The organism is Allobosea sp. GW821-FHT09G06 (assembly GCF_059416005.1).
On the sequence record NZ_JBWKOI010000001.1, the window covers coordinates 687,536 to 714,176 of the forward strand.

Genomic DNA, 26,641 nt, shown 5'->3' on the forward strand with positions numbered 1-26,641 from the left:
CATTTGAAAGGACGCAAGCCATGCAGAATTCCGAGATCATCTGGGAGCTGGTCGACGCCAAGCGGCAGCCTTTCGAGGCGCTGAGCGACCGCGTCTGGGGCATGCCCGAGATCGCCTATACCGAGTATCGCTCGGTCGGCGAGCATATCGCGATGCTCAAGGAGCAGGGCTTCCGCATCACCGAGAATGTCGCGGGCATCCCGACCGCCGTGATGGGCGAGGCGGGCGAGGGCGGTCCGGTCATCGCCATCCTCGGCGAATATGATGCGCTGCCGGGCCTGAGCCAGGAGGCCGGTATCGCCGAGCCGAAGCCGGTCGAGGCCGGCGGCCACGGCCATGGCTGCGGCCATAACATGCTGGGCTCGGCTGCCCTGCTTGCCGCCACCGCGGTGAAGGACTGGCTTGCGAAGACCGGCCGGCCGGGGCGCGTGCGCTATTTCGGCTGCCCGGCGGAGGAGGGCGGCGCGGCCAAGGCCTTCATGGTGCGCGCCGGCGCCTTCGACGATGTCGATGTCGCGATCTCGTGGCACCCGGCGACGATGACCAAGGTCGACGATGCCTTGTCGCTCGCCAACACCCGGATGGATTTCCAGTTCACCGGCCGCGCCTCGCATGCGGCTGCTGCGCCCCATCTCGGCCGCTCCGCGCTCGATGCCGTGGAACTCATGAATGTCGGCGTCAACTACATGCGCGAGCATGCCCCGTCCGATGCGCGCATCCACTATGCCTATCTCGATGCCGGCGGCATTGCGCCCAACGTCGTGCAGGCTTCGGCGAAGGTGCGCTACGCCATCCGGGCGCGCGACCTCGCCGGCATGCTGGAGCTCAACGAACGCGTGAAGAAGATCGCCGAGGGAGCGGCGCTGATGACCGAGACCACGGTCTCGATCTCGATCATGAGCGCGGTCTCCAACATGCTCGGCAATACGCCGCTGGAAGACGCGATGTTCAAGAACATCGACCGGCTTGGCCCCGTGCCGTTCGATGCGGCCGACAAGGCCTATGCGGCCAAGATCCAGGCGACGCTCGGTCCGGCCGATATCCTCAACGACTATCGCCGCACCGGCATCGCGCCGCGCGAGGACACGCCGCTCTGCGATTTCGTGGTGCCGCAGGGCACGCGCGGCGTGCCGATGATCGGCTCGACCGATGTCGCCGATGTCAGCTGGAAGGTGCCGACCATCCAGGCGCGGGTCGCGACCCATGCGATCGGCACGCCCGGCCATTCCTGGCAGATCACGGCGCAGGGCAAGGCGCCGGCCGCGCATAAGGGCATGGTCCATGCCGCCAAGATCATGGCGGCGACGGCGGTCGACGTGATCAGCGACGAGACGCTGCTGGCCCGCGCCAAGAAGGACCATCAGGAGCGAACGACGCAGACGCCCTATGTCTGCCCGATCCCGGCCGATGTGAAGCCGCCGATCAAGCCGCGGCCGCAGGCCGCCTGAACCGGCATTGCCCGGGAGCATCCGGCAAAGTTGCTCCCGGCGACCAAGACGTCTTCAATCAAACAACAATCAAAGAGCGGGATCGAGATCATGGCCAACCGAAACGACAAGACCGGAACCACGCCGCGCCTCGCCGGGCACAAGTTGCTCTCAGCCGTTGCCGCAGCCGCCCTCTGCGCGGGCGCGGGAGCTGCCTTTGCCGCGACGCCCAAGAACGCCCTGGTGATGGCCTGGAACATCGACGCGATCAGCACATTCGACCCCGCCCAGGTCGGCGAGGTCGTCACCAACGAGATTCTGCAGAACACTTGCGACACGTTGGTCGATTTTGACCAGGCCGACGAGCGCAAGGTCGTGCCGAGCTTCGCCGAGCGCTGGGATGTCTCTCCGGACCGCAAGGAGATCACCTTCCACCTGCACAAGGGCGCCAAGTTCCCCTCCGGCAATCCGGTCACGGCCGAGGATGTCGCCTGGTCGCTGCACCGCGTCGTCAAGCTGAACTTCGGCAATGCGGCGACGCTGACCGAGTACGGCTTCACCAAGGACAATATCGAGCAGCGCATCGTCGCGGGTGCCGGCGACACGCTGACCCTCAAGCTCGACCAGCCCTATCCGACGACGCTGGTGCTGCAGGCGATCGCGGCCAACCGGGTTTCCATGGTGATGGACAAGAAGACCCTGCTGGCGAACGAGCAGGGCAGCGATCTCGGCAACAAGTACCTCGCCACGCGCACGGCCTGCGTCGGCCCCTACAAGCTGACGCGCTGGAATGCCGGCGAGTCGATCGTGCTGGAGGCGAACGACAACTACTGGGGCAAGGCCCCGGCGCTGAAGCGCGTGCTGATCCGCCATGTCGCGGAGCCCGGCACGCAGCGCCTGCTGCTCAGCCAGGGCGATGTCGACGTGGCGCGCGACCTGACGCCCGAGGACCTGCGGGACCTCGAAAGCTCGAAGGACATCACGATCGACAAGGTCCTGCGGCCGCAATTGTTCTACTGGGGCTTCAATGTCGCGGACGGCCCGTTCTCCAAGGAGAAGGTGCGCCTCGCGATGCGCTACCTGATCGACTATGACGGGCTCGGCAAGACGGTGATGACCCATCTCGGCGTGCCGCGTGCCAGCTTCGCCCAGCTCGGCGCCGTCGGTGCGCTCGACGCCAAGGAAGGCCAGCCCTTCAAGCTCGACCTCGACAAGGCCAAGCAGCTCCTGGCGGAGGCCGGTTATCCCAACGGCTTCGAGGCGACGATGATCTTCGGCACGCTGCCGCATGCCAATCCGATCGCCCAGAGCGTCCAGCAGAACGCCGCCAAGGTCGGCGTCAAGCTCTCGCTTGAGCGCATGGCCAATGCCCAGCTCTTCAGCAAGGTGCGCGGGCGTGAGTATCAGTCGGCGATGCTGGCCTGGCAGACCGGCGTGCCGGACGCGCATGGCAACGCCTCGCGCCTCGTCTTCAACCCCGACAACCGACTGGAAGCCAAGCAGACCCAGTATCCGAGCTGGCGCTCGGCCTATCAGGATCTCGACCTCAACAAGCAGATCGAGCAGGCCCTGCTTGAGCCCGATACGGCCAAGCGCGACGCGCTCTACGCCACGATCCAGAAGGAGGTCATGGCGAAGGGGCCGATGGCCTTCATGTTCCAGATGAACAGCGTCGCCGGCGTGCGCAAGGACCTGAAGTCGTGGACCTGGAACGGCTTCCGGACCTATTACGAGCGCGCGGCCAAGTAAGGCCGCCGCAATGTCCCGGACCGCCGCCGCGGCGCCCGGCCTGAGTTCCGATCCAGGGCGGGCTATCCTCCCGTCCTGGCTCAAGGCTTCCGGCCGGACCCTCGCCTCCTTCGCCGTCACCCTGCTCGGGCTTGCGGCGCTGACCTTCTTTATCGGCCGCCTGCTGCCGCTTGATCCCGTCGTCGCCGTGCTCGGCGACAACGTGACCCAGGAAGCCTATCAGGCGATGTACAAGCAGCTGGGCCTCGACCAGCCGCTCTACATCCAGTTCGGCCGCTATCTCTGGGGCGTGCTGCATCTCGATTTCGGGATGGCGCTGACCACCGGCAAGCCGGTCGTGGCCGATATCGCCCGCGTCTTCCCGGCGACGATCGAACTCGCCAGCGTGGCGATCGTGATCGGCACGAGCTTCGGCATTCCGCTCGGCGTGCTCTCGGCGATGTATCGCGGTTCCTGGCTCGACCAGATCGTTCGGGTCGTCGGACTGATCGGCTATTCGGCGCCGAATTTCTGGCTCGGCCTGATGGGGCTGGTGCTGTTCTACGCGACGCTGGGCTGGGTCGGCGGCCCCGGCCGTATCGATTTCACCTATGAGTTCGACCTCGAACCGGTCACCGGCTTCCTGCTGATCGACAGCCTGCTTGCCGGCAACTGGGAGATGTTCCGCAATGCCGTGTCGCACATCATCCTGCCGGCCTCGATCCTGGCCTTCAGCTCGCTCGCCTATATCAGCCGCATGACCCGCAGCTTCATGATGGAGCAGCTCAGCCAGGAATACGTCGTGACGGCGCGCGTGAAGGGCCTGTCCTGGGCGCGGACCGTCTGGGGCCATGCCTTCCGCAACATCGCCGTGCAGGTGGTGACGGTGGTCGCGCTGTCTTACGCCTTCCTGCTCGAAGGCGCGGTCCTGACCGAGACGGTCTTCGCCTGGCCGGGCTTCGGCCGCTACCTGACCAATGCCCTGCTCGCCGGCGATATGAACGCCGTCGTCGGCTGCACGCTCCTGGTCGGCGTCATCTTCGTCACGCTCAACCTGTTGTGCGACCTGCTGTACCGGGTCTTCGACCCGCGGACCCGCTGAGGCATGGCCATGACACCACACTCCATCGACCAGGCCAGCGAGCGGGGCCTCCGGGCCTGGCTCGCGGCGCCCGTGCCCTCCTCGCCCTTCCAGGCGCGGATGCAGCAACTCTCGCTGAAATGGTGGCGGCTCAGGGCGAACCCCGCCGCCATGTTCGGGCTCGCCATCATCGTCTTGATCGCGCTGGTGGCGCTGTTCGCGCCATTGGTCGCGACGCATGACATCTACGCGCAGGACCTGACGAACCGCCTGCAACGACCGTCCGGTGCGCATTGGTTCGGTACTGACGAGCTTGGCCGCGACATCTTCAGCCGGCTGGTCTTCGGTGCGCGCATCACGCTCTACATCGCCCTGCTGACCGCGGTGATCGCGGCGCCGCTCGGCCTGATCATCGGCACGACCTCCGGCTATCTCGGCGGCTGGGCCGATATCGTGCTGATGCGCATCGTCGATATCTTCCTGGCCTTCCCGAGCCTGGTGCTGGCGCTCGCCTTCGTCGCGGCGCTCGGCCCCGGCATCGACCATGCGATCATCGCGATCGCGCTCGCGGCCTGGCCACCGATCGCGCGCCTGGCGCGAGCGGAGACGCTGTCGATCCGCAAGTCCGACTATATCGCGGCGGTGCGGCTGCAAGGCGCCTCGCCGCTCCGGATCATCCTCGGCCATGTCGTGCCGATGTGCATTCCCTCCGTCGTGGTGCGCATCACGCTCAACATGGCGTCGATCATCCTGACTGCGGCGGGGCTCGGCTTCCTTGGCCTCGGCGCGCAGCCACCGAGCCCGGAATGGGGCGCGATGCTGGCTTCGGGCCGCGAGTTCATCCTGACCAATGGCTGGATCGCCGGCATCCCTGGCCTCGCCATCCTTGTCACCAGCCTGGCCTTCAACCTGTTCGGCGACGGCCTGCGCGACATCCTGGACCCCCGCCATGGATAAGCCGCTGCTCGAGGTCGAGGACCTCTCCGTCACCTTCAAGGGCGCGCATCGCTCGGTGCAGGCGGTGCGCGGCATCTCCTTCAGCGTCGGCCGCGAGAAGGTCGGCATCGTCGGCGAATCCGGCTCCGGCAAGTCGCTGACCGGGCGCACGATCCTGAAGCTGACGCCGAAGGCGGCGACGATCTCCGCCAGGAAGCTGTCCTTCGACGGGATCGACCTGCTCGGCGCCAGCGAACGGCAGATGCGGACCATTCGCGGCAACCGCATCTCGATGATCCTGCAGGACCCGAAATTCTCGCTCAATCCGCTGATGCGGGTCGGCGAGCAGATCACCGAGGCCTACCGCCTGCATCACAAGGTCGGCGGCAAGGAGGCCGAGGCGCGGGCGCTCGCCATGCTGGAGGCGGTGAAGATCCGCGACCCCGCGCGCGTCTTCAAGCTCTATCCGCACGAGGTTTCGGGCGGCATGGGCCAGCGCATCATGATCGCGATGATGCTGATCCCGGAGCCCGACCTGATCATCGCGGACGAACCGACCTCGGCGCTCGACGTCACCATCCGGCGGCAGGTGCTGAGCATCCTCGACGAGTTGGTGACCCGTCGTGGCGCCGGGCTGATCTTCATCAGCCACGATCTCAATCTCGTGGCGGATTTCTGCGACCGCGTACTGGTGATGTATGCCGGCCGGATCATGGAAGACATCCCGGCGCGCGAATTGCGCAATGCGCGCCATCCCTACACCCGCGCGCTGCTCGACAGCCTGCCGCGCCTCGACCGGCAGACCGACATGCTGCAGGTGCCGAGCCGTGATCCGGCCTGGCTGGACGGGCCGACCCTGCAGAGCGGGAGCCGGGCATGAACGCGAGCGATCCGGTCATGGCGGCGAGCCGCCCGGCTGCCCTCACGGTCAGCCATCTCTCCGTCATCTTCGGCCGCGGTACGTCGGCGTTGAAGGCGGTGGACGATGTCTCCTTCACGCTCGGCCATGGCGAGGCCTTCGGGCTGATCGGCGAGTCTGGCTGCGGCAAGTCGACCGTGCTGCGCGCGCTCGCGGGCTTGAACAGCGAGTATGGCGGTTCGATCGCCTTCCATGACCGCGAGGTGCCCCACAAGCGCGACAAGGCCTTCTTCCGCCGCGTGCAGATGGTGTTCCAGGACCCCTATGCCTCGCTGCATCCGCGCAAGATGGTGCAGAACGTGCTGGCCGAGCCGCTGAAGATCCACGGCTTCGACCGGCCGCAGGAGCGCATCGACGAGATCCTGACCGCCGTCGGCCTCGGGCCGTCCTTCCGCTATCGCTTTCCGCACGAGCTTTCGGGCGGCCAGCGCCAGCGCGTCGCGATCGCCCGCGCGCTCATCATCGAGCCGGAGCTGCTGCTGCTGGACGAGCCGACCTCGGCGCTCGACGTCTCGGTGCAGGCGGAAATCCTCAACCTGCTGAAGCAGCTCCGCCGTGACCGCGACCTGACCTATCTGATGGTCAGCCACGATCTCGCGGTGGTGACGCATCTCTGCGAGCGCGTCGCGATGATGAGCGAGGGGCGCATCCTCGAGGAGATGAGCTCGGCCGATGTTAGGGCCGGCCGAGCGCAGGAGCCCTATACGCGCGAGTTCCTGGAGGCCAGCGTGGGCTATCGCCCGATCGCATGAGCGATCGGCACTTTCGGAAGATTAGCGGATGGACGAGGCAGGCATGACGGGTAAGTCCCTGGCGGGAGAGCATTGGCCGGCGAAGGACTGGGAGAGCGTCGCGCCGGAAGCGGCCGGCTGGTCGCGCGAGGGGCTCGACCGCGCCTGGCGCTATGCCGACACCATCTCGACCGCGACGGTGATGATCGTGCAGGGCGGGCGGGTGGTGGCGAGCCGCGGTGACCTCGCCCATCGCTACCAGTGCCATTCCGTCCGCAAGAGCTTCCTCAGCGCCCTGATCGGCATCCATGAGGAAGAGGGCAGGATCGACCTGTCGCGCACGCTCGCCGATCTCGGGATCGACGACAAGGAAGGCCTCAGCGAACGCGAGAAGGCCGCGACGATCTACGATCTGCTGACGGCGCGCTCGGGCATCTTCCATCCGGCCGGCTATGAATCGCCCTGGATGAAGTCGATCAAGCCGCAGCGTCATTCGCAGCCGCCGGGCACCTTCTGGCTCTACAACAACTGGGATTTCAACGCGCTCGGTACGATCTTCACCGCGCTGACCGGCGCCGGCATCCATGATGATTTCGTGGCGCGGATCGGCCGCCCGCTCGGGATGGAGGATTTCCGCCTCGACGGCGAGCGGCGCGACGGCTGGCTGGAGCCGGACGATTGCTCGGTCCACCCCGCCTATCCGTTCCGGATGTCGACGCGCGATCTCGCCCGCTTCGGCCTGATGTTCCTGCGCCAAGGTCGCTGGCAGGATGAACAGGTCATCCCGGCCAACTGGGTCGCGACCAGCGTGCTGCCGCTTTCCGATGCCGGGCCGCGCGGCGGCTACGGCTATATGTGGTGGACCGAGCGCTCCGGCGCCGGCTTCCCCGGCGTCGTACTGCCGGCCGGCAGCTACAGCGCCCAGGGGGTTGGCGGGCAGAACTGTCTCGTCATCCCCTCGCTAGACCTCGTGATCGTCCACCGCGTCAACACCGACATCAAGGGCACGGAGGTGAACCGCTTCGCCTTCGGCCGCCTGCTGCGCCTGATCCTCGAAGCGCGCCGGCAGGATTGAGCAACCTTAGCCTCCGCCAGACCGACCGGGAGTGATCATGCCCAGCGCCATCGAACGTATCGCCGCATGGAGCCGCTCCGGGCCGGTCTTCTCGCCGCTCGCGCGGCTGAGGGCGCATCACGCCATCACCGATACGGTGGCCTGCATGCTGGCCGGTATCAGCGATCAGGCGACGCAGGCCGTGCGACAGGCCTTCGCGTCCGGCATCGGCCCGCAGGGAGCGGCTGCGGTCGCGGGTGGTGGCAGGGCGAGCGAGGCGATCGCCGCGCTGGTCAACGGCACGGCGGCGCATGCGCTCGACTATGACGACAATTTCAGGCCGGGCATCACCCATGCCTCGGCGGTGCTGGTGCCGGCGCTGCTCGCGGTGGCGCAGGGGCGCGGGGCCAGCGGACGCGCTTTCGTCGATGCCTATCTCGTCGGGCTGGAGGCGCAGGCCGCTGTCGGGCGCGGCATCAACCCGGCGCATTACACGATCGGCTGGCATGCGACCTCGACCGTCGGCGCCATTGGCACGGCGGCGGGCACGGCCTGGCTGATGGGGCTCGATGCCGCCGGCATCGCGCGGGCCATGAGCGTCGCCGCCAGCATGGCCTCCGGCCCGAAAGGGCAGTTCGGCACGCCGGCGAAGCCACTTCATGCCGGGCTTGCGGCGCGCAATGCCGTCGATGCGGCAGCTCTTGCAACCGCCGGCATGACGGGGCGGCTCGACATCCTGGAATGCCCGATGGGCATCGCCGAGCTGTTCGGCGACGAGAGCGCCGCCGGCTGGGACCAGATGGCGCTGGCCTCGCCGCATGTGATCGAGAGCGACGGCCTGACCCCGAAGCGCCATCCTTGCTGCGGTTCGACGCATAATACGGTCGATGCGATCCTCGATCTCAGGGCGGAGCACGGTTTCGGCGCCGCCGACGTCGCGGCGGTCGATACGCTGGTCGGCATCGCCAATGCGCGCAACCTCGCCTATCCCGATCCGCAGGACGAGATGCAGGGCCGCTTCTCGATGCATTACTGCGTGGCGCTCGCGCTCTTGCAGGATCGCCTATCGCTGGCCGATTTCACGCCGGAAGCGGTCGGGCGAGCGGAGGTCCAGCGCCTGCTGCCGCTGACGGTGATGCGATCCTACGAGAAGAGCGAGGAGGCGGGCGGGCGACAGCCGCATCGCGTCACCATCAGCCTCAAGGACGGGCGCGTGCTCAAGGCCGAGCGGCGGGAAGCCAAGGGCTCGATCGCGGTTCCGTTCGACGACAATGACCGCGCGGCGAAGTTCGCGGATTGCTGCGCCGGGCTGCCGGGCGCGGACGCGCTCTACGCCCGGCTTACTGAGATCGACGCAGCGGCGGATCTCGGCTTCCTGTTGTCGGAGCCCCCCGAGGCGGCGCGCGCATAGCCGCGCCTTCCGGCGGCTGTCCGGGCCGGTTCGGCCGGGGACTCCGGCTGAACTTCGACCGCGATAGCCTCCCAGAATCGCTCGAGGGCGGGCCGGCCCTGCTGCCTGGCGCGGTAGAGCCGGATCTCGGCCGTGATGTACCAGGACGGGTCGGCCGCCGGGACGAGCCGGCCGTCGTGCAACTCGTCGACGACGAGGCTCTCGGGAACCCAGGCCGCGCCACGCCCGGCCAGCACCATCGCCTTGAGGCCGACCGACATCGGGTTCTCGTAGACGGTGATCAGCGGCGTCGGCCGTTCGGCGAAGAGCAGGGCGAGCCGGCGCGCGAAGAAGGAGCTGTTGCCGTAGCTCAGAAGGCGGACGGGAGTGTCACCGGAGCAGAAGCCGTGAAGCGGCTCGCCGTCATTATCGGGCAGTGAGACGGGGATGGCCCGCTCGCTGCCGAGATGGCGATACATGAAGTGTTCGGCGTCGAGTTCCGGCGATACCGTCGGATGCGCATAGGTCAGCAGGAAATCGCATTCGCCGCGGTTGAGCAGCGCGACATTGCCGCCGAAGGAGGCGCGCTGGTCGCAGAAGCGTGTCTTCAGCGGGCCGAGCCTGTCCTCGATGCGGCGGACGAGGCCGGGGAAGAAGGTCAGCGACAGGGTGTTCAGCGTCGCGAAGACCAGCATCTCCGAGACATCCTCCCGCTGCTGGAGCACCTCCTGGCGGGCACATTGCACCTGCCTGAGGATTTCCTGCGCCCGTGGCAGGAAGGTCTTGCCGGCTTCGGTGAGGCGGATCGGGTAGCTGCTGCGGTCGAAGAGAGGTGCGCCAAGCCAGTCCTCGAGCTGCCGGACCCGGCGGCTCAGGGCCGATTGCGTGACGTTTCGTTCACGGGCGGAGCGCGAGAAGCTGAGCGTCGTGGCGAGGCTCAGGACGTCTTCCAGCCATTTCAACTCCATCGCCACTCCTCCGCACGCCGGGGCAGGATGGCATGCATGCCCCGGCCGCGCCAGAAGCCGGCCGGTGCATGCAGGTGCCGTGCCGGCCGGCTAGCGCGCGGCTTCGACCTCGCGCAGGCAGATCCGCAGCCGGTCGAGGATCATCTCGACATCGTCGGCACCGACCGTCAGCGGCGGGCGGATCTTGAGGATGTTGTCGGCCGGTCCCTCGCGGCCGACAAGGATGCGCATGTCGCGCAGGCGGTTCATGACATGGGCCGCGGCATCGGTTGCGGGCTCCAGCGTCTCGCGATCCGTGACCAGCTCCAGTCCGAGGAAGAGGCCGATGCCGCGGACGTCGCCGACACAAGGATAGTCCGCCATCAGCGCGCGCATGCCGGCGAGCAGCTTCTCGCCCATCGCCTTGGCATTGGCCGAGAGCCCTTCCTCCTCGACGACATCCAGAACTTCCGAGGCGATGCGGCAGGAGAGGTTCGAGCCGCCGAAGGTCGAAAAGTACTCGGGACCTTCCGCGAAGCGCTCGGCGATGGCGCGGGTGGTGATGACCGCGCCGATCGGGTGGCCGTTGCCGAGCGGCTTGCCGAGCACGACGATATCAGGCTGCACCGCCTGCTGCTCGAAGCCGAAATAATAGTCGCCGAGGCGCCCGAGCCCGGTCTGGACCTCGTCGGCGATGCAGATGCCGCCGGCGGCGCGGATGCGCTTGTAGACGGCCGCGAGATAGCCGGGCGGCGGGATGATCTGGCCGCCGACGCTCGGGAAGGTCTCGGCGATGAAGCCCGCGACCTTGCCGCCGCGTTCCGCGATCGCTGCGAGCGCGCCGTCGACTTGCTGGGCGTAGTGCAGCGCGCGGTCGACGTCATCGCGGCGGAAGCGGCCGCGATAATCATCGGCGACGTCGATGAGCTGCACCCAGGGCTTGCGGCCGCCCATGTTCGGCTTGTTGAACTTGTAGGCGGAGATGTCGATCGCGCCGGTGGTGTTGCCGTGATAGCCGTGATCGGGCGTGACGATGTCGTAGCCGCCGCTGGCCGCACGGGCGAGGCGCAAAGCCAGCTCGTTCGCCTCCGAGCCGGAATTGACGAAGAAGCAGACTTCCAGCTCTGTCGGTAATTTCGCGGTCAGCCGCTCGGCCAGCGCCATCGGCGCCGGGTGGAGATAGCGCGTGTTGGAGTTCATCCGCGCGAGCTGGTCCATCGCCACCTTGCGGATGCGCGGGTGGGCGTGGCCGACATGCGGCACGTTGTTATAGGCGTCGAGATAGGGCCGGCCCATCGCGTCGAAGAGATGGTGGCGCCAGCCGCGCAGGAAGGTGATCGGCCTGATGTAGCTGAGCTTGAGGTTGGCGCCGAAGCGGGCCTTGCGCTCGGCCAGCAGCGCGACCTCGTCGATCGCCTGATAGGCGACGACATCGTCTGGCAGGTTGAGCAGGGCGGCAGGATTCGGGCAGATCGCCTGCCAGAGCGCCCAGTCGTCGGGATCGGCGACGCCCGGCCAGTCATGGCCCATGCCGTCCAGCGTCAGCGCGAGCTGGAAATGCAGATGCGGCTCCCAGCCGCCATTCTCCTCGGCCGGGCCAAGCCTGGCGAAGGCCTCGCCGGCCGCGATCTCCTGGCCTGGCTTCAGCTTCGCAGCGCCGTCGGCGGCCAAGTGGCCGTAGAGCGTGTGGTAGACGTCGCCGGCGGGCGTGCGGTGCTCGAGGATGACGACGCCGCCATAATCGAGATGGCCCTCGCGATTCTCCGCCAGCGCGACCCTGCCGGCGAGAGGCGCGCGGACCGGTTCGCCGGCCGGCGCGAAGACATCGATGGCCATGTGGATGGTGCGGCGGTTCGAGGCGAGCCAGCGGCCCTTGCGGAAGGCCTTGTCGGTATAGACCAGCCGCGGCTCGCCATACTGGCCGAGCCACCATTCCTGGGGGATGCCGAGCCCGACGCCGAGATTGCGGGCCTCGTCGGCGCGCAGTTCGAACGGGTTCGCGGGGATCGTCGCCTCTGCGATGCCGAGCGAGCCGACCGGCAGGCCGTCGAGCGCACGGCCGAGCACGGGCGCGAAGCTGCCGCGCTGTGCGGCGATCCAGCTCGCGATACGGCCGGCGGCGTCGGCGACCGGCAGGCCGCAGGCATTGCGCAGGCGGGCGCCCATCAACTCGCCGTCGATGGCGGGGTTTTCGAGGAGGCGCCAGGCCGGAGCCTGCGAAATGGTGACATAGGGGTCGTTCGGGCGGCCCTTGGCCTCGATCGTCGAGTTCACGACGCTGACCGCGAGGCGCATCCGCACGAGCGGCCAGATCAGACCGATCTCCTCGGCACTCAGCGCCGAGACGCCGTGATAGCCGGCGACGAAGGCGGCGAGCGCGGCTTCCGGTGTCTCGTGGTCGAGGATGGCATAGGCCGCGGCGATGGCGATCTCGCAGACGCGCGGGCCGTTGGTCATGTCGCCGAAATCGATCAGGCCGCTGATCCGGGCGGGCTCACCGAGGCGCGGCTCGACGAGGATGTTGAAGTCGTTGAGGTCGTTATGGATGGTCTGGCGCGGCAGCGTGTCGAGCGCAGGCTTGAGGGCCTCGAAGCCAGCGACGATGCCGGCCACGAGCGTACGGCGCGATCCTTCCAGCACGTCGAGATGCGGCTTGATCCAGCTGGCCTCGGTCAAGTCCCATTTCGCGGCGTCCGGTGCGGCCGTGACCTTGAAATCGCGGAGCGCAAGGTCGAGACGTGCGGTCAGCGCGCCGAGTTCGGAAAGGACGGCGGGCGGCTGCGGCCCGGCTTCGCCCATCGGAATGCCGGTAAAGGCGCGCTGGACCCAGACCATGCGCTGCTGGCCCTTGGAATCGGCGACGCTCTGCCAGAAGCGCTTGCCTTCGGCGGGGAGGAGGCGCGGCAGCGGCAACGTCGGATCGGCGGCAAGCGCGTGACTGATCGCGGCGCATTGCTGGTCGACGAGAGCGGGCTCGCCCTGCGGGCGCATCGCCTTGACGATGACGTCGCCCTCGCTGGTCCGGCCGCGGAAATTGAGATCGTATTCGCCGCCGAGCTGCCGCAGCCCGCCATCGATGCCGAACTGCTCGGCGACCCCACGCAACCAGAGGTGTTCCATCATCTCTCCCCCGCCGCGGAGCTGCTGTGGCTCCGCGCTCGTTTCCTCAGGCCCGGTCGAATCGACAGGCGCCGTCATCCATAGCCAGAAAGGCGTCCGGTTTGATCCCGCAAAGTTTGCGGGACGGCCGCCGCCGGGTTGCGTTGGGCGAGGGCGATTGTCATTCCGGGGCGTGCCGTAGGCGCGAACCCGGAACCCACGACCGGGTGAGACATCCTATGCACGGCTACTGGCTGCTCGCCCAGTCGTGGGTTCCGGGTTCTTCGCTGCGCGAAGCCCCGGAATGACAATTAAGCCTGGATCGGTTTGTCGGTCAGCCAGCGCTGCTTCGCACGCTCGATCGCCTCGCGAACCGTATCGGGCGCCGTGCCACCATAACTGCGGCGGCTGCGGACGGAGTGCTCCGGTGCCAGCACCTCGAATACTGCCGCGCTGATCCGAGTATCGACCGAGCGCATCGCGTCGAGATCGAGCGCCTGCAAGGTGCAGCCCTTGGCCTCGGCCAAGGCGACGACGCGGGCGGTGATGTGATGGGCGTCGCGGAAGGGAATGCCGGCCTCACGCACCAGCCAGTCGGCGAGGTCGGTCGCGGTCGGGAAGCCGCGGTCCAGGAAGACGCGCATGCCCTCGGGCCGCACCGTGAGGTCGCGGACCATGCCGGTAGTGGCGGCGACGCAGAGCCCGACCGTTTCCAGCGCGTCGAACATCGGCTCCTTGTCCTCCTGCATGTCTTTCATGAAGGTCATCGGCAGGCCTTTGACCATCACCAGCATGGCGGTGAGCGAGCCGACGACGCGGCCTGTCTTGCCGCGCACCAGCTCGGCCGCGTCGGGATTGCGCTTCTGCGGCATGATCGAGGAGCCGGTGGTGAAGGCGTCCGACAGCGCGATGAAGCGGAAACCGTCGCTGCACCAGAGCGTGATCTCCTCGTTGAGGCGCGAGAGATGCACGGCGAGCATCGCGCAGCAGAACAGGAGCTCGCAGATATGGTCGCGCGCGCCGACCGAATCCATCGAGTTTTCGGTCGGCCGGGCAAAGCCGAGCTCAGCGGCCGTGAACTGCCGGTCGATCGGGAAGGCGGTGCCGGCGAGCGCGGCGGCGCCGAGCGGCGAGACATTGGTGCGCAGGCGCGCGCCGGCCAGCCGCTCGCGGTCGCGGCCGAACATCTCGACATAGGCCATCAGGTGGTGGCCGAAGGTCACGGGCTGGGCAACCTGCATATGGGTAAAGCCCGGCATGATCGTGTCGGCATGCTCGCTCGCGCGCTCGATCAGAGCCTGCTGCAACTCACGGATGATGCCGTCGAGCTCGTCGATCGCGTCGCGCATCCAGAGGCGGACATCGGTGACGGCCTGGTCGTTGCGGCTGCGGGCGGTGTGGAGGCGCCCGGCCGGCTCGCCGATGATCTCCTTGAGGCGCGATTCCACATTCATGTGGATGTCCTCGAGATCGATGCTGAACTGGAGTTCGCCGCGGTCGATCTCGCCGCGGATCTGATCGAGCCCGGCCTGGATGCGCTCGTTGTCGGCGCTCGCGATGATCCCCTGGCGGGCGAGCATCGCGGCATGGGTCTTGGACGCCGCGATGTCCTGCCGGTAGAGCCGGTAATCGAAGCCGATCGAGGGATTGATCCTGCGCATCACATCGGCCGGCGCAGTGGTGAAGCGGCCGCCCCACATCTTGTTGGCACCGGGGTTCTGGTCGGACATGATGGGCTCTCCGGGAGCGGCTGCGACGGGATCGCCAAGGGATAGCAATCGCGATTTGGACTGTAAATTCCAAAATCGACCTTGACGTCCAAATCATGCCCATCATACTCGCGAGGAGATGCGGTGGATCGGCCGCCGCGGGATGGGCAGCATGAAGATCGAAGAATTCACACTGGAGCGGATTCAGTCGCTCTACGAGAACACCGTCGAGTTCAATCTCTCCGACAGCGGCGTCCATCCCTATTCGCTGAACGAACTGCTCAGCGCGGAGCAGCGCGCCAAGCTGATGGAGGTCGAGCTCGGTTATGGCTGGACCAATGGCGCGGTCGAATTGCGCGAGGATATCGCCAAGCTCTATCGCAACCGGACCTCGGACGAGGTGATCGTCACCAACGGCTCGGCCGAAGCCAACTTCCTGATGGTGATGTCGCTGATCGAACCGGGCGACGAGATCGTCGTCTTCGTGCCGAACTATCTCCAGATCTGGGGCTGGGCGCGGGCGATCGGCGCGACCGTCAAGGAAGTGAAGCTGCGCGAGGAACTGGGCTGGACGCCCGATCTCGACGAGGTCCGCCAGGCGATCACGCCGCGCACCAAGCTGATGACGATCTGCAACCCGAACAACCCGACGGGCAGCCTGCTTTCGCGCGAGACGATGGACGCGCTGGTCGAGATCGCTCGGGCGCAGGGCTGCTATCTTCATGCCGACGAGGTCTACAAGGGCGCGGAGCTGGAAACCGACGAGCCGCCGAGCTTCGCCGATCTCTACGAGAAGGCGATCATCACCAGCGGGCTCTCCAAGGCGATGGCGCTGCCCGGCCTGCGCATCGGCTGGCTGGTCGGACCCGCCAAGGACATCTACACGGCCTGGCAGAACAAGGACTACACCTCGATCACCACGAGCGCGCTGAGCGAGCATATCGCCCGCATCGTCATCCAGCCGGCGAAGCGCGCCGAAATCCTGCAGCGGAGCAAGACCATCCTGCGGGAGAACCTCGCGCTGTTGGCGAACTGGGTGAGGGCGAATGACGAGTTCTTCTCCTTCGTGCCGCCCAAGGCCGGTGGCATGGCCTTCATCAAGTACAGCCACTCGATGAACTCGACGGAGCTCGTGCACCGCTTGCGCGAGGAGCGCGGGATCATGCTGCTGCCGGGCGACGTCTATGGGATGGACGGCTATATCCGCATCGGCATCGGCGCGCCCGGCGACCATCTCTCTGCGGGTCTGGAGCGCTTGAGCGACTATCTCAAGTCGCAGCCGCGCTGACGGTTTGCGCATGACGCCGGAACTCGCCCCTTATCTGCCTGTCTGCGATGCGGTGGCCTTGCTGTTCCGGCCGCATGCCGAGGTCGTTCTGCATGATCTCGGCACGCAGAGCGTCGTGCATATCGCCGGGAATTTCTCGCAGCGCGTGCTCGGCGAGCCGTCTTTGCTCGACGAGATCGGCTTCGATCCCGACGAGACGATCATCGGGCCCTATGAAAAGGTGAACTGGGACGGGCGGCGGCTGAAATCGATCAGCATCGTGCTCTCAGTCGGGGCGAAGGCTATCGGTGTGCTCTGCATCAATGTCGATGTTTCGCAGTTCCATGCGCTGATGCAGACGCTCTCCGCCCTGGCGACCGTGCCGGCCGGCGTCGAGAAGCCGCAGGCTTTGTTCAAGGAAGACTGGCACGAGCGCATCAACGAGTTCGTGCAGCAATGGACGCAAAGCCGCGGCCTTGGCGTGACTAGCCTCAGCCGGGCCGAGAAGCGCGAACTGGTGGCGGACCTTGCCGCCAACGGCGCCTTCGGCGGACGCAATGCCGCCGCCTATATCTCGCGCATCCTCGGACTCGCCCGCGCGACCGTCTACAACTACCTCAACCAGGCCAACGAGACCCCGGATGCTTGACCTGTCGCGTGCGGAGATCCAGGCCGCCGTCGATCTCGACCGGGCCTTCATCGCGCTGGAGGAGGGGTTCAAGGCGGCCGCAGCGGGGCAGGTGCAGATGCCGCCGGTCGGCTATCTCGGTTTTCCCGCGCATAATGGCGACTGCCATATCAAGTTCGGCCATATCGCCGGCGATCCGATCTTCGTCGTGAAGATCGCGACGGGGTTCTATGACAATCCCGCCAAGGGGCTGCCGACGACGAGCGGCATGATGATCGCGCTCTCGGCCGAGACCGGCGCCGTCGTCGCGATGCTGCGCGACGAGGGTTGGCTCACCGATCTCAGGACCGCACTGGCCGGCGCCATCGCGACGCGGGCGGGAATGCGGGCCGATGCGCGCCGGATCGGGATCGTCGGCGCCGGTACGCAGGCGCGGTTCCAGATCCGCGCCGCCGCGCATCTGCTGCGCGATCGCGAGCCGCGCTTTGCGGTCTGGGCGCGCTCGCCCGAGAAGCTGGAGGCCTTGCGGCGTGATCTCGAAGGGGAGGGCATCACGATCGAACCGGTCGCGGAACTGGAGGCGCTTTGCGCTCAATCCGACGCGTTGATCACGGTGACGCCGGCCGCTGCGCCGATCATCCGCGACGACTGGATCAGGCCGGGCACGCATATCACTGCGCTCGGTGCCGATGCACCGGGCAAGCAGGAGCTGGACAGCGCTCTGGTCGCGCTTGCCGATACGCGGATCGCGGATTCGCTGGAGCAGAGCCTCGACCATGGCGAATTCGCCGCTGCCGCTTCAGTCGGGCTGATCGATGCGGGCGATTGCGTCGAGCTGGGGGCCGTGCTCGCCGGCGACGTGCCGGCGCGGCATTCGGACGACGACATCACCATCGCCGACCTCACGGGGATCGCGGTGCAGGACATCGCGATCGCGCGGGTGGTGCTGGACGGGATCGGGCGCTGAACGGGACTGGGCGTCATTCTCGGGCTTGACCCGAGAATCTCGGGAAAGCGAGGCGCGGGAGCCTCCTTCGGCAGGAGATGCCCGGATCAAGCCCGGGCATGACGGCTGGGCCGTCGTCAGCCCTTGTGCCGCGCGAGAAAGCGATCCATCCGCGCCAGCCCGTCCCGCAGCACTTCGGTCGGGACGCCGATGCCGATGCGGATGTGGTTCTCGATGCCGAACCAGCTGCCGGCAACGACGAAGACGCTCTCCTCCTCGCGCAGCTTCTGCGAGAAGACCTCCGAGGGCATGGCGAGCGGATAGCGCAGGAAGGCCATGCCGCCGGCCTGCGGGCGCCGCCAGGACCAGTCATTGTGCTGCGCCATCCATTGCGCCACGAGATCGGCGTTGCTGCGCAGCAAATCGCGGCCGTGCGCGAGCAGGCGTCCGCGCGTCTCCGGGCGCATCACTTCCTCGGCAAGGATCTGGCTGAGGATGCCGCTGCCGATCGTGGTGTAGTCCTGCCGCTCGGCCGCCGACGTCACGACTTCGGCCGGCGCGACGATCCAGCCGAGGCGCAGCCCCGGGCAGGCGAAGGATTTCGACAGGCTCGAGGTGACGACGACCTTGGGATAGCTGCCCCAGAGGGTTTCGGTCTCGCCACCGTCGATCTCGCCGCCGCGATAGATCTCGTCGACCATCAGCCAGGCGTCGTTGCGCCGGGCGGCCTCGACGAGGGCGGCGCGGCTTGCGGCCGAGAGCACGCTGCCGGTGGGGTTGGCGGGGTTGGTGACGGCGATCGCCTTGGCGCCGGCCGCGACCTTGGCGAGGCCGGTGGGATCGATCTGCCAGTCGGTGTCGCCCGACAATTCGAGCCGGCGGATGTCGAAGCCGAGCGCGCGGCCGAGCCCGTCGATCTGCATGAAGTTCGGCAGGGCGAAGACCAGCGCGTCGCCGGGCTCGAACAGCGCCATCAGGGCGATCATCGTCGCCTCGGAGGAGCCGTTGGTGACGAGCACGTTGGCTGCGGTGGCGCCGGGATACCAGGAGGCGATGTTGGTGCGCAGGTCCGGCCGGCCATCGGTCCAGCCATAGCCGAGCGGCTGCTTCAGCAGGTCGCGCGCGGCCTCGCCGCCCAGAATATCTTCGATCGACCAGGGATGGACGCCGCTCTCGGTCAGGTTGATCTCGACGTCGTTCTCGAAGAGCGTCTGGTTCCGCTCCATCTGGAAAATGTCGAACTTCACGCGAGCCTCCCGCCTTGCGGCCTGTCGCCTGCCGCCGGGGCGGCAAGGCTGTGCCGGCCATCTGTGCAGGCGGGGAAGGAACGGGTCAAGGCAAATTTGGACAACAAGTCCAATTTAGATTTTGTGTTTATTCTGCGTCTGCGCCCGGTTTCGTAGCGCGCTCGTCACACGGAATTTCGAAAGTGAAGGGTGACCTATCTGGCTGCGGATTTTCTCTCCGCCTTGCCGGGAACCGACGCCGCCCTATATCCGTTGGCCAGCCATGTTTGAATCGCCGATGCCTACCTCGAATTTCCGCTTTCCCGGTGTCCTGAACTCCCAGGAACTGCTCGTCGCAGAAGCCGTTCAGGCCAGGGCCTGGGCCGCGATCGGGCATGACGACAGGCTCGATAGCGAGCTGGAGTCCGAGGCCCGCGACCGGCTGGGACGGATCATCCTGCGCCTGATGTCGAATGCCTCCGACTCAGTGTCGGACCTGACTTCGGCTGCGGTGGCCGAGTTCAAGGCGACCCGGCCGACGATCCGTGTCGAGTTGTCCGGGCCGAAGGGCGGCTAGCGCCGGCCGATTTTCCACGGAAACACCTCGTCATCCCGGGCTTGCCCCGGGATCCATCGAGGGGCGCTGTGCTCTACGATGGATCCCGGATCTCCGCTTCGCTGCGTCCGGGATGACGCGTGTCGTGTGACTTAGCTTAGCCCGCTCAATGCGCGGCCATGTCGAGCGGGGGCTCGACATCGTCCGTGATCGGATTGGCGAAGGGGTTCTTGGCGCGGAAGGCCGCGAACTCGTCCTTAGCTGCCTTGAGCAGGGCAGGGTCGTTCAGCACGTCCGTGGCGACGCCGGCCATGGCCTTTGCCGCGAGCGCCAGGCCCTTATGGGCCGCCGGCGCGAGACCCTGCGCGACGAGCTGCCAGGAATGGCCGGGCGTGCCGATCGCGTAGCAGGCGGTGCGGCACTGCACGGTCGGGACGACCCAGCTCACCGTGCCGACATCGGTCGAGCCGACCGAGGTGTCGTTGCCGGCGCCCAGCGGATAGATCTCGTCGCTCAGCGCCTCGCCCTCCTTCGGCTTCAGGTCGAAGCGGCCATAGGCGGCGGCGATGTCCTGCGGGCTCAGCGTCTTCTGGAACTTGGCGGCGAAGGCATGGTCGGCCGCGTCGAAGCCGGGGCCGCCCAGCGCCAGCAGATTGGCCTGCATCGTCTCTTCCAGCGGGCGGTTACCGACGAGATTGGCATCGCCCGAGAGCTGCTTGATCGCGACGGTGGTCTCGCTCATCAGGGCAGCGCCCTCGGCGATCTTCTTCACGCGGGCGACGAGCTCCCACATTTCGGAGAGCGTGGCGGCGCGGATGAGCTGGCGGGTCGTTGCTGTGGCCTGCACGACATTGGGGGCGATACCGCCGGCATTGATGATCGCGTAATGCACGCGCGCCGTCGAAGGCATGTGCTCGCGCATGTAGTTGACGCCGATATGCATCAGCTCGACCGCATCGAGCGCCGAGCGGCCGAGATGCGGAGCCGCGGCAGCATGAGAGGCGCGGCCGGAGAAGGTGAACTCGATCTCGACGCAGGCGAGCGAGAAGGCGCGGTTGACGCCGTTGAACGAGGCGGGGTGCCAGCACAGGGCGATATCGACATCGTCGAAGGCGCCGGCCCGCACCATGAAGCCCTTGGCCGAGCCGCCTTCTTCCGCCGGGCAACCATAGTAGCGCACGCGGCCCTTGAGCCCGTTGGCGGCGAGATAGTCCTTCACCGCGGCGGCGGCGAGCAGCGAGGCGGAGCCCAGCATGTTGTGGCCGCAGCCATGGCCGTTGCCGCCCTTTTCGACCGGGGTCTCGGTCGCGTTGCCGGCCTCCTGGCTCAGGCCCGGCAAGGCATCGAACTCGCCCATGATCGCAATGACCGGGCCGCCTTCACCGGCTTCGCCGATGACCGCGGTCGGGATGCCGGCGATGCCGGTGGTGACGCGAAAACCTTCGCTCTCCAGCATGGCACCGTGCTCGGCGGCCGAGCGGACCTCCTGATAGTTCAGCTCGGGCATGTGCCAGATGCGGTCAGAGAGCCCGAAATAGGCCGGGGCCTTGTCGTCGACCCGACGCCAGACATCCTTGCTGTTGCTCATGGGTAGGTTCCTCCTGCTCGGGTCGTGCGGCCCGATTCCGTGCCGGTTTCTGGCATGTTGCGCGTGCGGCTCACAAGCGGGCTGGCAGCAGGGTTCGCCTGCGTTGGCGGCAGAGGCGGGTGATCTCCTAGAGATTTGTCGTCGCAAGATCGGCCTTCGCGTTCCGCGCTCGAAGTATCAGTCCGCTGGGTCGAATACTTTCAGTTTGAAATCATTCTATTGTCGAGGCCGCCGAGCATTCGTTCGTCCAACTCATCTATTTCGGCCAGGTTACGTTTTCGCGCTTTCTCTCGGGTGTGGTTTCTGCGATAGGGCGAGCCACATCTTCATAAGACAGCGCTGACATGAAACACCATTCCTTCCGGATCGCCTCCCTCGCCGTCGTTCTCGCGCTCGGCTCCTTTGCGTCGCCCACACTGCGGGCCCAGGAAGAGCCGGCGGCACAGCCGGCTCCCGCCGCGCCGCAGCGCCCCGCGCCCCGTCCGGCGCCGAAGCCTGCGCCCAAGCCGGCCCAGCCCGTCGCGCAGGCGCCGGCCTCTCCGGTTGCGCCGAGCGTCAGCCAGCCTGCCGCACAGGCTGCGACGCTGCCGAACGGCGCCACCGCGATCAACGAGACCTATGGCGACTGGACCGTCGATTGCCGGATCGTCGAGCGGCAGCGGCTCTGCGTGCTCTTGCAGTCGCAGGGCAACAGCCAGACCGGCCAGCGCGTCTTCGCCATCGAATTGCGCGCGCCGAAGGACGGGCGGGCAGAGGGCACGATCCTGTTCCCGCACGGGATGAAGCTGGAGAACGGCGCGGTGCTCAGGCTCGATGACAAGGACCTCGGCCAGGGCCTGCGCTTCTCGACCTGCCTGGCGCAGGGCTGCCTGCTGCCGATCTCGTTCCCGACGGTTGCGACCGATGCGATGAAGGCCGGCAAGGCATTGACGGTCGCGGCGCTGAACCTGTCGAACAACGAGCCGGTCTCGTTCAACGTCTCGCTGGGCGGTTTCGGCGCGGCGCTCGACCGCATCGCGCAGATCGACAAGTAGCCGGCAATCGGACCGGCTGTCTGATTGGTGGTTTTCCTCGCTCGGCCGCGTGACCGTAGCGGAAACCACCAAAGCCGGCCGGAGCGACATAGAAATTTGGCTCGTTCTGCCAGTGCTTCCGTGCATGATCGGCGGCACTGGGAGTTCGGGCCAATTTCATGACAACAGATCCGCGCCTGCCGTTTCTCGCCGAGCTGGAGAAGAAGATCCTCTGGCTGGCTTCGTGGACGATCCACAACGCCAACCATATCCGCCAGAGCGATGACGGGATGAAGGTCGGCGGGCACCAGGCCTCCTCGGCCTCGCTCGCCACGATCATGACGGCGCTCTACATGGCGGCGCTGAAGCCGCAGGACCGGGTGGCTGTAAAGCCGCATGCTTCGCCGATCTTCCATGCCATCAACTACCTGATGGGCCTGCAGACGCGCGAGAAGCTCGAGAATTTCCGTGGCTACAAGGGTGCGCAAAGCTACCCCTCGCGCACCAAGGATATCGACGATGTCGATTTCTCGACGGGCTCGGTCGGCCTCGGTGTCGCGCAGACTTTGTTCTCCTCGCTGACGCAGGATTACGTGAAGGCGCATGGCTGGGCGAAGGACCGGCCGGAAGGCCGCATGGTCTCGCTGATCGGCGATGCCGAGCTCGACGAGGGCAATATCTTCGAGGCCCTGATGGAGGGCTGGAAGCACGGCCTGCGCAATACCTGGTGGATCATCGACTATAACCGCCAGTCGCTCGACGCGGTGATCCGCGAGGGGCTCTACGACCGGTTCGAGACGATGTTCCGCAATTTCGGCTGGGACGTCGTCACGCTGAAATACGGCTCGCTCCAGCAGGCGGCCTTCAAGGAGAAGGGCGGCGAGCGGCTGAAGGCCTGGATCGATTCCTGCCCGAACCAGCTCTATTCGGCGCTGACCTTCCAGGGCGGCGCGGCCTGGCGCAAGCGCCTGATGGACGATCTCGGCGATCAGGGGCCGGTCACCACGCTGATCGAGAAGCGCTCCGACGCCGAGCTCTCCAAGCTGATGTGCAATCTCGGCGGCCATGACCTGCCGTCGATCCTCGAAGCCTTCGAGGCGATCGATCATGACCGGCCGGTCTGCTTCCTCGCCTATACGGTGAAGGGCTTCGGCCTGCCCATCGCCGGGCACAAGGACAACCATGCCGGGCTCATGACCAAGGAGCAGCTCGACGGCTTCCGCAAGGCCAACAACATCCGCCCCGGCCATGAATGGGACCTGTTCGAGGGCCTTGGCCCGTCCGAGAGCGAAATGAGGGCCTTCCTCGACACCGTGCCGTTCTTCTCGCAGGGGCGGCGACGCTTCTCGGCTCCGAAGCTGCCGGTTCCGGACAAGCTGGAGGCCGGCATCCAGCCCTCGATGTCGACCCAGATGGGCTTCGGCAAGGTGCTGGACGATCTCGCCAAGACGGGCGGGCCGCTGGCCGACCGGATCGTGACGACGGCCCCGGACGTCACCGTCTCGACCAATCTCGGACCCTGGGTGAACCGGCGCGGGCTCTTCGCCAAGGCGTCGATGGCCGACACCTTCAAGGACGAACGCATTCCCTCGATGCAGAAATGGGAATTCTCGCCGAAGGGCCAGCATGTCGAGCTCGGCATCGCCGAGATGAACCTGTTCATCAATCTCTCGGCGCTCGGCCTGTCGCATTCGATCTTCGGCGAGCGGCTGATCCCGATCGGCACGCTCTACGATCCCTTCATCTCACGCGGGCTCGATGCGCTGAACTATGCCTGCTACCAGGATGCGCGCTTCATGGTGGTGGCGACGCCGTCGGGCGTGACGCTGGCGCCGGAGGGCGGCGCGCACCAGTCGATCGCGACGCCCTTGATCGGCATGAGCCAGGACGGGCTCTGCTCCTTCGAGCCGGCCTTCGTCGACGAGCTTTCCGTGATGATGCGCTGGTCCTTCGACTACATGCAGCGCGACGGCGAGGGCGATCCCGACGAGCGCACCTGGCTGCGCGACGAGACCGGCGGCTCCGTTTACTTGCGCCTCTCGACCCGGCAGGTCGAGCAGCCGAGCCGGGGGATGACGCCGGAGCTGGAGCGCGCCATCATCGACGGTGCCTATTGGCTCAGGAAACCCGGCCCGAATGCTTCCGTGGTCATCGCCTATACCGGCGCGGTGGCGCCGGAGGCGATCGAGGCGGTCGGGCTCTTGTCCGAGGACCGGCGCGATGTCGGCCTGCTTGCGATCACCTCGGCGGACCGGCTCAATGCCGGCTGGCAGGCGGCGGAGCGGGCGCGCCAGCGCGGCAATCACGAGGCGACGAGCCATGTCGAGCGGCTGCTCGGCGAACTCTCGCGCGATTGCGGGATCGTCTCGGTGCTGGACGGGCATCCGGCGACGCTGGCCTGGCTCGGCAGCGTCCATGGCCACAAGCAGAAGGCGCTCGGCGTCGAGCATTTCGGCCAGACCGGCACGGTCGCCGATCTCTACCGCCATTTCGGCATCGACGCGAACGCGATCGTGCATGCGGCGAATGCGGCGGCGCCGGGGCGGCCGGTGCGTTATCTCCGGGCGCTGCCGGAGTAGGGCGCTTCAATGAAGGGTGTCATCCCGTGCGCGCTGCGGCATGCAATGCCGCTGCGCAGACACGGGACCGCATAACGAGAAGGCGCCTTTTCCTGAGGACGGTCCCGTGTCTGCGCAGCAGCGTTTCACGCTGCAGCGCACGGGATGACAAGCGCCCTTCACGATAGGCGCCTGTGAGAAAGCGCCCTTCAGAACCGCGGCGTCGAAAACGTATTCGCGAACGGGTTCACGCCCGCGCCGATGCGGCCGGGCAGGGTGCCCTCGCCATAAAGCTCGCCCGTGCTGGCATAGACCGGCGAGGCCGACATGTGCTGGCTGGCGTAACGGTTCAGCGAGCCGACCGGCACGACATTGCCGGGATCGAGATAGCTGCGCTTCTGGACGGTGACGCGCAGCGGGCCGCGGCGGTTCTGTGCTTCGGCGATGCTGACCATCACCGTCGAGGCCGCAGCAGTGACTGCGAGGATGGCGGCAGCGCGCTTGAACGACATCATGACGGCAATCTCCGGGAGCGGATCGATCCGCTCGATGTAAGCATCCAAAAACCGGTGCAAAGACTAGCACCGCGTCGTTAACAACTTTGTTAGCGCTCGCGGCGGGGCTTTTTCATGCGACGCGGGCGCGGCTCGGGTGTTGGCTCGGCGGTCGCGGTCTTCATGCGCAGGGCCGGCATCGTGCCATCCGCGTCCAACCAGGAGACCTTGCGGCCGGTCGCCGCGAGGCGCGGCGTGGCGCAGCCCGGCTGGCGCTGGAGTTCGCTGCGGGCGAAAGCGGCGCGCAATTCGGGCTCGGCGCCGGCATTGGCGAGGTCGAGCCGGTCGATCAGGCAGGTCAGTTGCTTGCGGTCGCTGGGCTTGGCGCCGGCACACCACCAGCCGCTCATCGCGAAGGGCGCGTCGGGCCCGACTGTGCGAAAAGCGAGGCAGGCGCGGGTTTCCGTACCGCTGCCGAGGACGATATCGGCGGTTTCGAGCGGGCCGAAGCGGGTCTCGATCACGGCGGGAGTGCTGCCGCGTTCGACGGCAAGGCTGCGGAGCGCCGCGGCATGAACCAGCGCGACGGTGAAGGAGCCGGAATGGGCGGCAATGCCGTCGCCCGTCTGCAGGCGCAGCGAAAGATGGGGAGCGGAGCCTGCGAAGGCGCCGAAGCTCAGCAGGTCCTCGCGCTGGCTGCCGTCGCGGCTGCGGCGGGCTTCGATCGCGGGAGCTTCGCGGCCGAATTCGGGGGCTTCCAGATTGAAGATCGCGATCGGGCGGGCGATCGCGACCCAGTCGGCTTCCGTGGCAGCGAGGAGCGGCTTGCGATTGACGGCGGTCTGGGTGGTGGCGGCTGCCACGGGCGATGCCAGGCTGGCCAACTGGGACCGGCCTTCGCCATTCCCGGACAGTGCTGTGACGAGCGCGGCCGTCAGGCTGATGCCGCAAAGCGCGGCCGCGATGCGCCAGGCGAGGGCGCCCGGCAGGCCCAGACCGCTACGCGGCATGAGGCGGCGAAGGGCACGGGAGGCGATGCGGAAGGCGCTCTCGATCCGGTCGACACAGGTGATGAGAGCCGGCACGAGATCGATGGCTGCGACTCTTGTCGAGATGATGCGGCACCGAGCGCCGGCAACAGCCAAGCCCCGCCGCAATTGCTGCGACAGGGACCGGAATCGCTCCTTCATCTCGTCCGAACGCAAACGCAACCCGTCACTCCCGCGCGGCGCAAGGCCGGCCGCGCCATTCATCGTCAGGCGGGCAGGCTGGACGCCGAGAGTCGCCGCCGGGTTACCGGCGCCGGCCGATCGGCCAGCAGCGTGAACAGGAGGTCAACGAGCA

The 26,641-nt window shown here is 67.1% G+C and carries 21 protein-coding genes and 1 pseudogene; 15 read left to right on the forward strand and 7 right to left on the reverse strand.

All coding sequences use genetic code 11. The features are described from left to right. Positions 1–20 precede the first annotated feature (20 nt). From AC07NY_RS03330 to AC07NY_RS03370, 9 genes and pseudogenes are all read left to right on the forward strand, one after another. Complete coding sequence (locus AC07NY_RS03330) at positions 21–1,448, forward strand: M20 family metallopeptidase (RefSeq protein ID WP_494581803.1); 1,428 nt, start codon at positions 21–23, stop codon at positions 1,446–1,448. 90 nt (positions 1,449–1,538) lie between these two features. Then, positions 1,539–3,176, forward strand: coding sequence for an ABC transporter substrate-binding protein (locus AC07NY_RS03335; protein ID WP_494581805.1), 1,638 nt, complete (start codon positions 1,539–1,541; stop codon positions 3,174–3,176). Positions 3,177–3,186: 10 nt separating this feature from the next. Continuing rightward, positions 3,187–4,257 carry an ABC transporter permease gene (locus tag AC07NY_RS03340; RefSeq protein ID WP_492285400.1) on the forward strand — a complete coding sequence of 357 codons (1,071 nt, stop codon included), beginning with the start codon at positions 3,187–3,189 and terminating at the stop codon, positions 4,255–4,257. Positions 4,258–4,260: 3 nt separating this feature from the next. Beyond that, positions 4,261–5,193, forward strand: coding sequence for an ABC transporter permease (locus tag AC07NY_RS03345; protein ID WP_494581807.1), 933 nt, complete (start codon positions 4,261–4,263; stop codon positions 5,191–5,193). A gap of 70 nt (positions 5,194–5,263) precedes the next feature. After that, positions 5,264–5,722, forward strand: a pseudogene (locus AC07NY_RS03350) (ATP-binding cassette domain-containing protein); the annotation flags it as partial. Positions 5,723–5,884: 162 nt separating this feature from the next. Beyond that, positions 5,885–6,052 carry an ABC transporter ATP-binding protein gene (locus AC07NY_RS03355; RefSeq protein ID WP_404978713.1) on the forward strand — a complete coding sequence of 56 codons (168 nt, stop codon included), beginning with the start codon at positions 5,885–5,887 and terminating at the stop codon, positions 6,050–6,052. Continuing rightward, positions 6,049–6,843, forward strand: a complete 795-nt coding sequence (locus AC07NY_RS03360) for an ABC transporter ATP-binding protein (protein ID WP_494581808.1) — start codon at positions 6,049–6,051, stop codon at positions 6,841–6,843. Before AC07NY_RS03355 ends, AC07NY_RS03360 begins: the two co-directional genes overlap by 4 nt. 43 nt (positions 6,844–6,886) lie before the next feature. Further along, entirely contained in the window at positions 6,887–7,897 is a 1,011-nt protein-coding gene (locus AC07NY_RS03365) for a serine hydrolase domain-containing protein (protein WP_494581810.1), read from the forward strand. Between the two features lie 37 nt (positions 7,898–7,934). Further along, positions 7,935–9,287: an MmgE/PrpD family protein gene (locus AC07NY_RS03370; protein ID WP_494581812.1), complete on the forward strand. Its 1,353-nt coding sequence runs from the start codon at positions 7,935–7,937 to the stop codon at positions 9,285–9,287. Here AC07NY_RS03370 and AC07NY_RS03375 read toward each other — a convergent pair. From AC07NY_RS03375 to argH, 3 genes are all read right to left on the reverse strand, one after another. Continuing rightward, a complete protein-coding gene (locus tag AC07NY_RS03375; RefSeq protein WP_494581814.1) occupies positions 9,206–10,234 on the reverse strand; it encodes a LysR family transcriptional regulator in 1,029 nt (342 codons plus the stop codon). The two genes, AC07NY_RS03370 and AC07NY_RS03375, sit on opposite strands and share 82 nt — an antisense overlap. A gap of 90 nt (positions 10,235–10,324) precedes the next feature. Continuing rightward, a complete protein-coding gene (locus AC07NY_RS03380) occupies positions 10,325–13,333 on the reverse strand; it encodes an aminotransferase class III-fold pyridoxal phosphate-dependent enzyme (protein WP_494581816.1) in 3,009 nt (1,002 codons plus the stop codon). 290 nt (positions 13,334–13,623) lie between these two features. Further along, on the reverse strand, positions 13,624–15,042 hold the full coding sequence (argH, locus tag AC07NY_RS03385) for an argininosuccinate lyase (RefSeq protein WP_494581817.1): 1,419 nt from the start codon (positions 15,040–15,042) through the stop codon (positions 13,624–13,626). A gap of 151 nt (positions 15,043–15,193) precedes the next feature. Between argH and AC07NY_RS03390 the strand changes: the two genes are divergently transcribed. Genes AC07NY_RS03390 through AC07NY_RS03400 form a run of 3 tightly spaced genes read left to right on the forward strand, consistent with a single transcriptional unit; the run spans position 15,194 to position 17,883 of the window. Further along, complete coding sequence (locus AC07NY_RS03390) at positions 15,194–16,309, forward strand: aminotransferase class I/II-fold pyridoxal phosphate-dependent enzyme (RefSeq protein WP_494581819.1); 1,116 nt, start codon at positions 15,194–15,196, stop codon at positions 16,307–16,309. Positions 16,310–16,319: 10 nt separating this feature from the next. Next, entirely contained in the window at positions 16,320–16,937 is a 618-nt protein-coding gene (locus tag AC07NY_RS03395) for a helix-turn-helix transcriptional regulator (RefSeq protein ID WP_494581821.1), read from the forward strand. Then, the gene (locus AC07NY_RS03400; protein WP_494581823.1) at positions 16,930–17,883 is read left to right on the forward strand and encodes a Rossmann-fold NAD(P)-binding domain-containing protein; all 954 of its coding nucleotides are present in this window, start codon (positions 16,930–16,932) and stop codon (positions 17,881–17,883) included. The genes AC07NY_RS03395 and AC07NY_RS03400 overlap by 8 nt, the downstream gene beginning before the upstream one ends. Before the next feature lie 116 nt (positions 17,884–17,999). Here the strand turns inward: AC07NY_RS03400 and AC07NY_RS03405 are convergent, their stop codons facing one another. Then, entirely contained in the window at positions 18,000–19,109 is a 1,110-nt protein-coding gene (locus AC07NY_RS03405) for an aminotransferase class I/II-fold pyridoxal phosphate-dependent enzyme (RefSeq protein ID WP_494581825.1), read from the reverse strand. A gap of 277 nt (positions 19,110–19,386) precedes the next feature. Here AC07NY_RS03405 and AC07NY_RS03410 point away from each other — a divergent pair, with 277 nt between their 5' ends. Then, entirely contained in the window at positions 19,387–19,665 is a 279-nt protein-coding gene (locus tag AC07NY_RS03410) for a hypothetical protein (protein WP_494581827.1), read from the forward strand. 145 nt (positions 19,666–19,810) lie between these two features. Here the strand turns inward: AC07NY_RS03410 and AC07NY_RS03415 are convergent, their stop codons facing one another. Then, positions 19,811–21,232, reverse strand: a complete 1,422-nt coding sequence (locus AC07NY_RS03415) for an amidohydrolase (RefSeq protein ID WP_494581828.1) — start codon at positions 21,230–21,232, stop codon at positions 19,811–19,813. Positions 21,233–21,576: 344 nt separating this feature from the next. On the opposite strand from AC07NY_RS03415, the gene AC07NY_RS03420 reads away from it, so the two are divergent. Together AC07NY_RS03420 and AC07NY_RS03425 are read left to right on the forward strand one after the other, a co-directional pair. Further along, positions 21,577–22,266, forward strand: coding sequence for an invasion associated locus B family protein (locus AC07NY_RS03420; protein ID WP_494581830.1), 690 nt, complete (start codon positions 21,577–21,579; stop codon positions 22,264–22,266). 158 nt (positions 22,267–22,424) lie between these two features. Further along, positions 22,425–24,824, forward strand: a complete 2,400-nt coding sequence (locus AC07NY_RS03425; protein ID WP_494581832.1) for a thiamine pyrophosphate-binding protein — start codon at positions 22,425–22,427, stop codon at positions 24,822–24,824. Positions 24,825–25,012: 188 nt separating this feature from the next. Here the strand turns inward: AC07NY_RS03425 and AC07NY_RS03430 are convergent, their stop codons facing one another. Further along, on the reverse strand, positions 25,013–25,318 hold the full coding sequence (locus AC07NY_RS03430; protein WP_492285384.1) for a hypothetical protein: 306 nt from the start codon (positions 25,316–25,318) through the stop codon (positions 25,013–25,015). Between the two features lie 89 nt (positions 25,319–25,407). After that, positions 25,408–26,382 (reverse strand): hypothetical protein, encoded by a 975-nt coding sequence (locus AC07NY_RS03435; RefSeq protein ID WP_494581834.1) that lies wholly within the window; start codon positions 26,380–26,382, stop codon positions 25,408–25,410. Between the last annotated feature and the right edge of the window lie 259 nt (positions 26,383–26,641).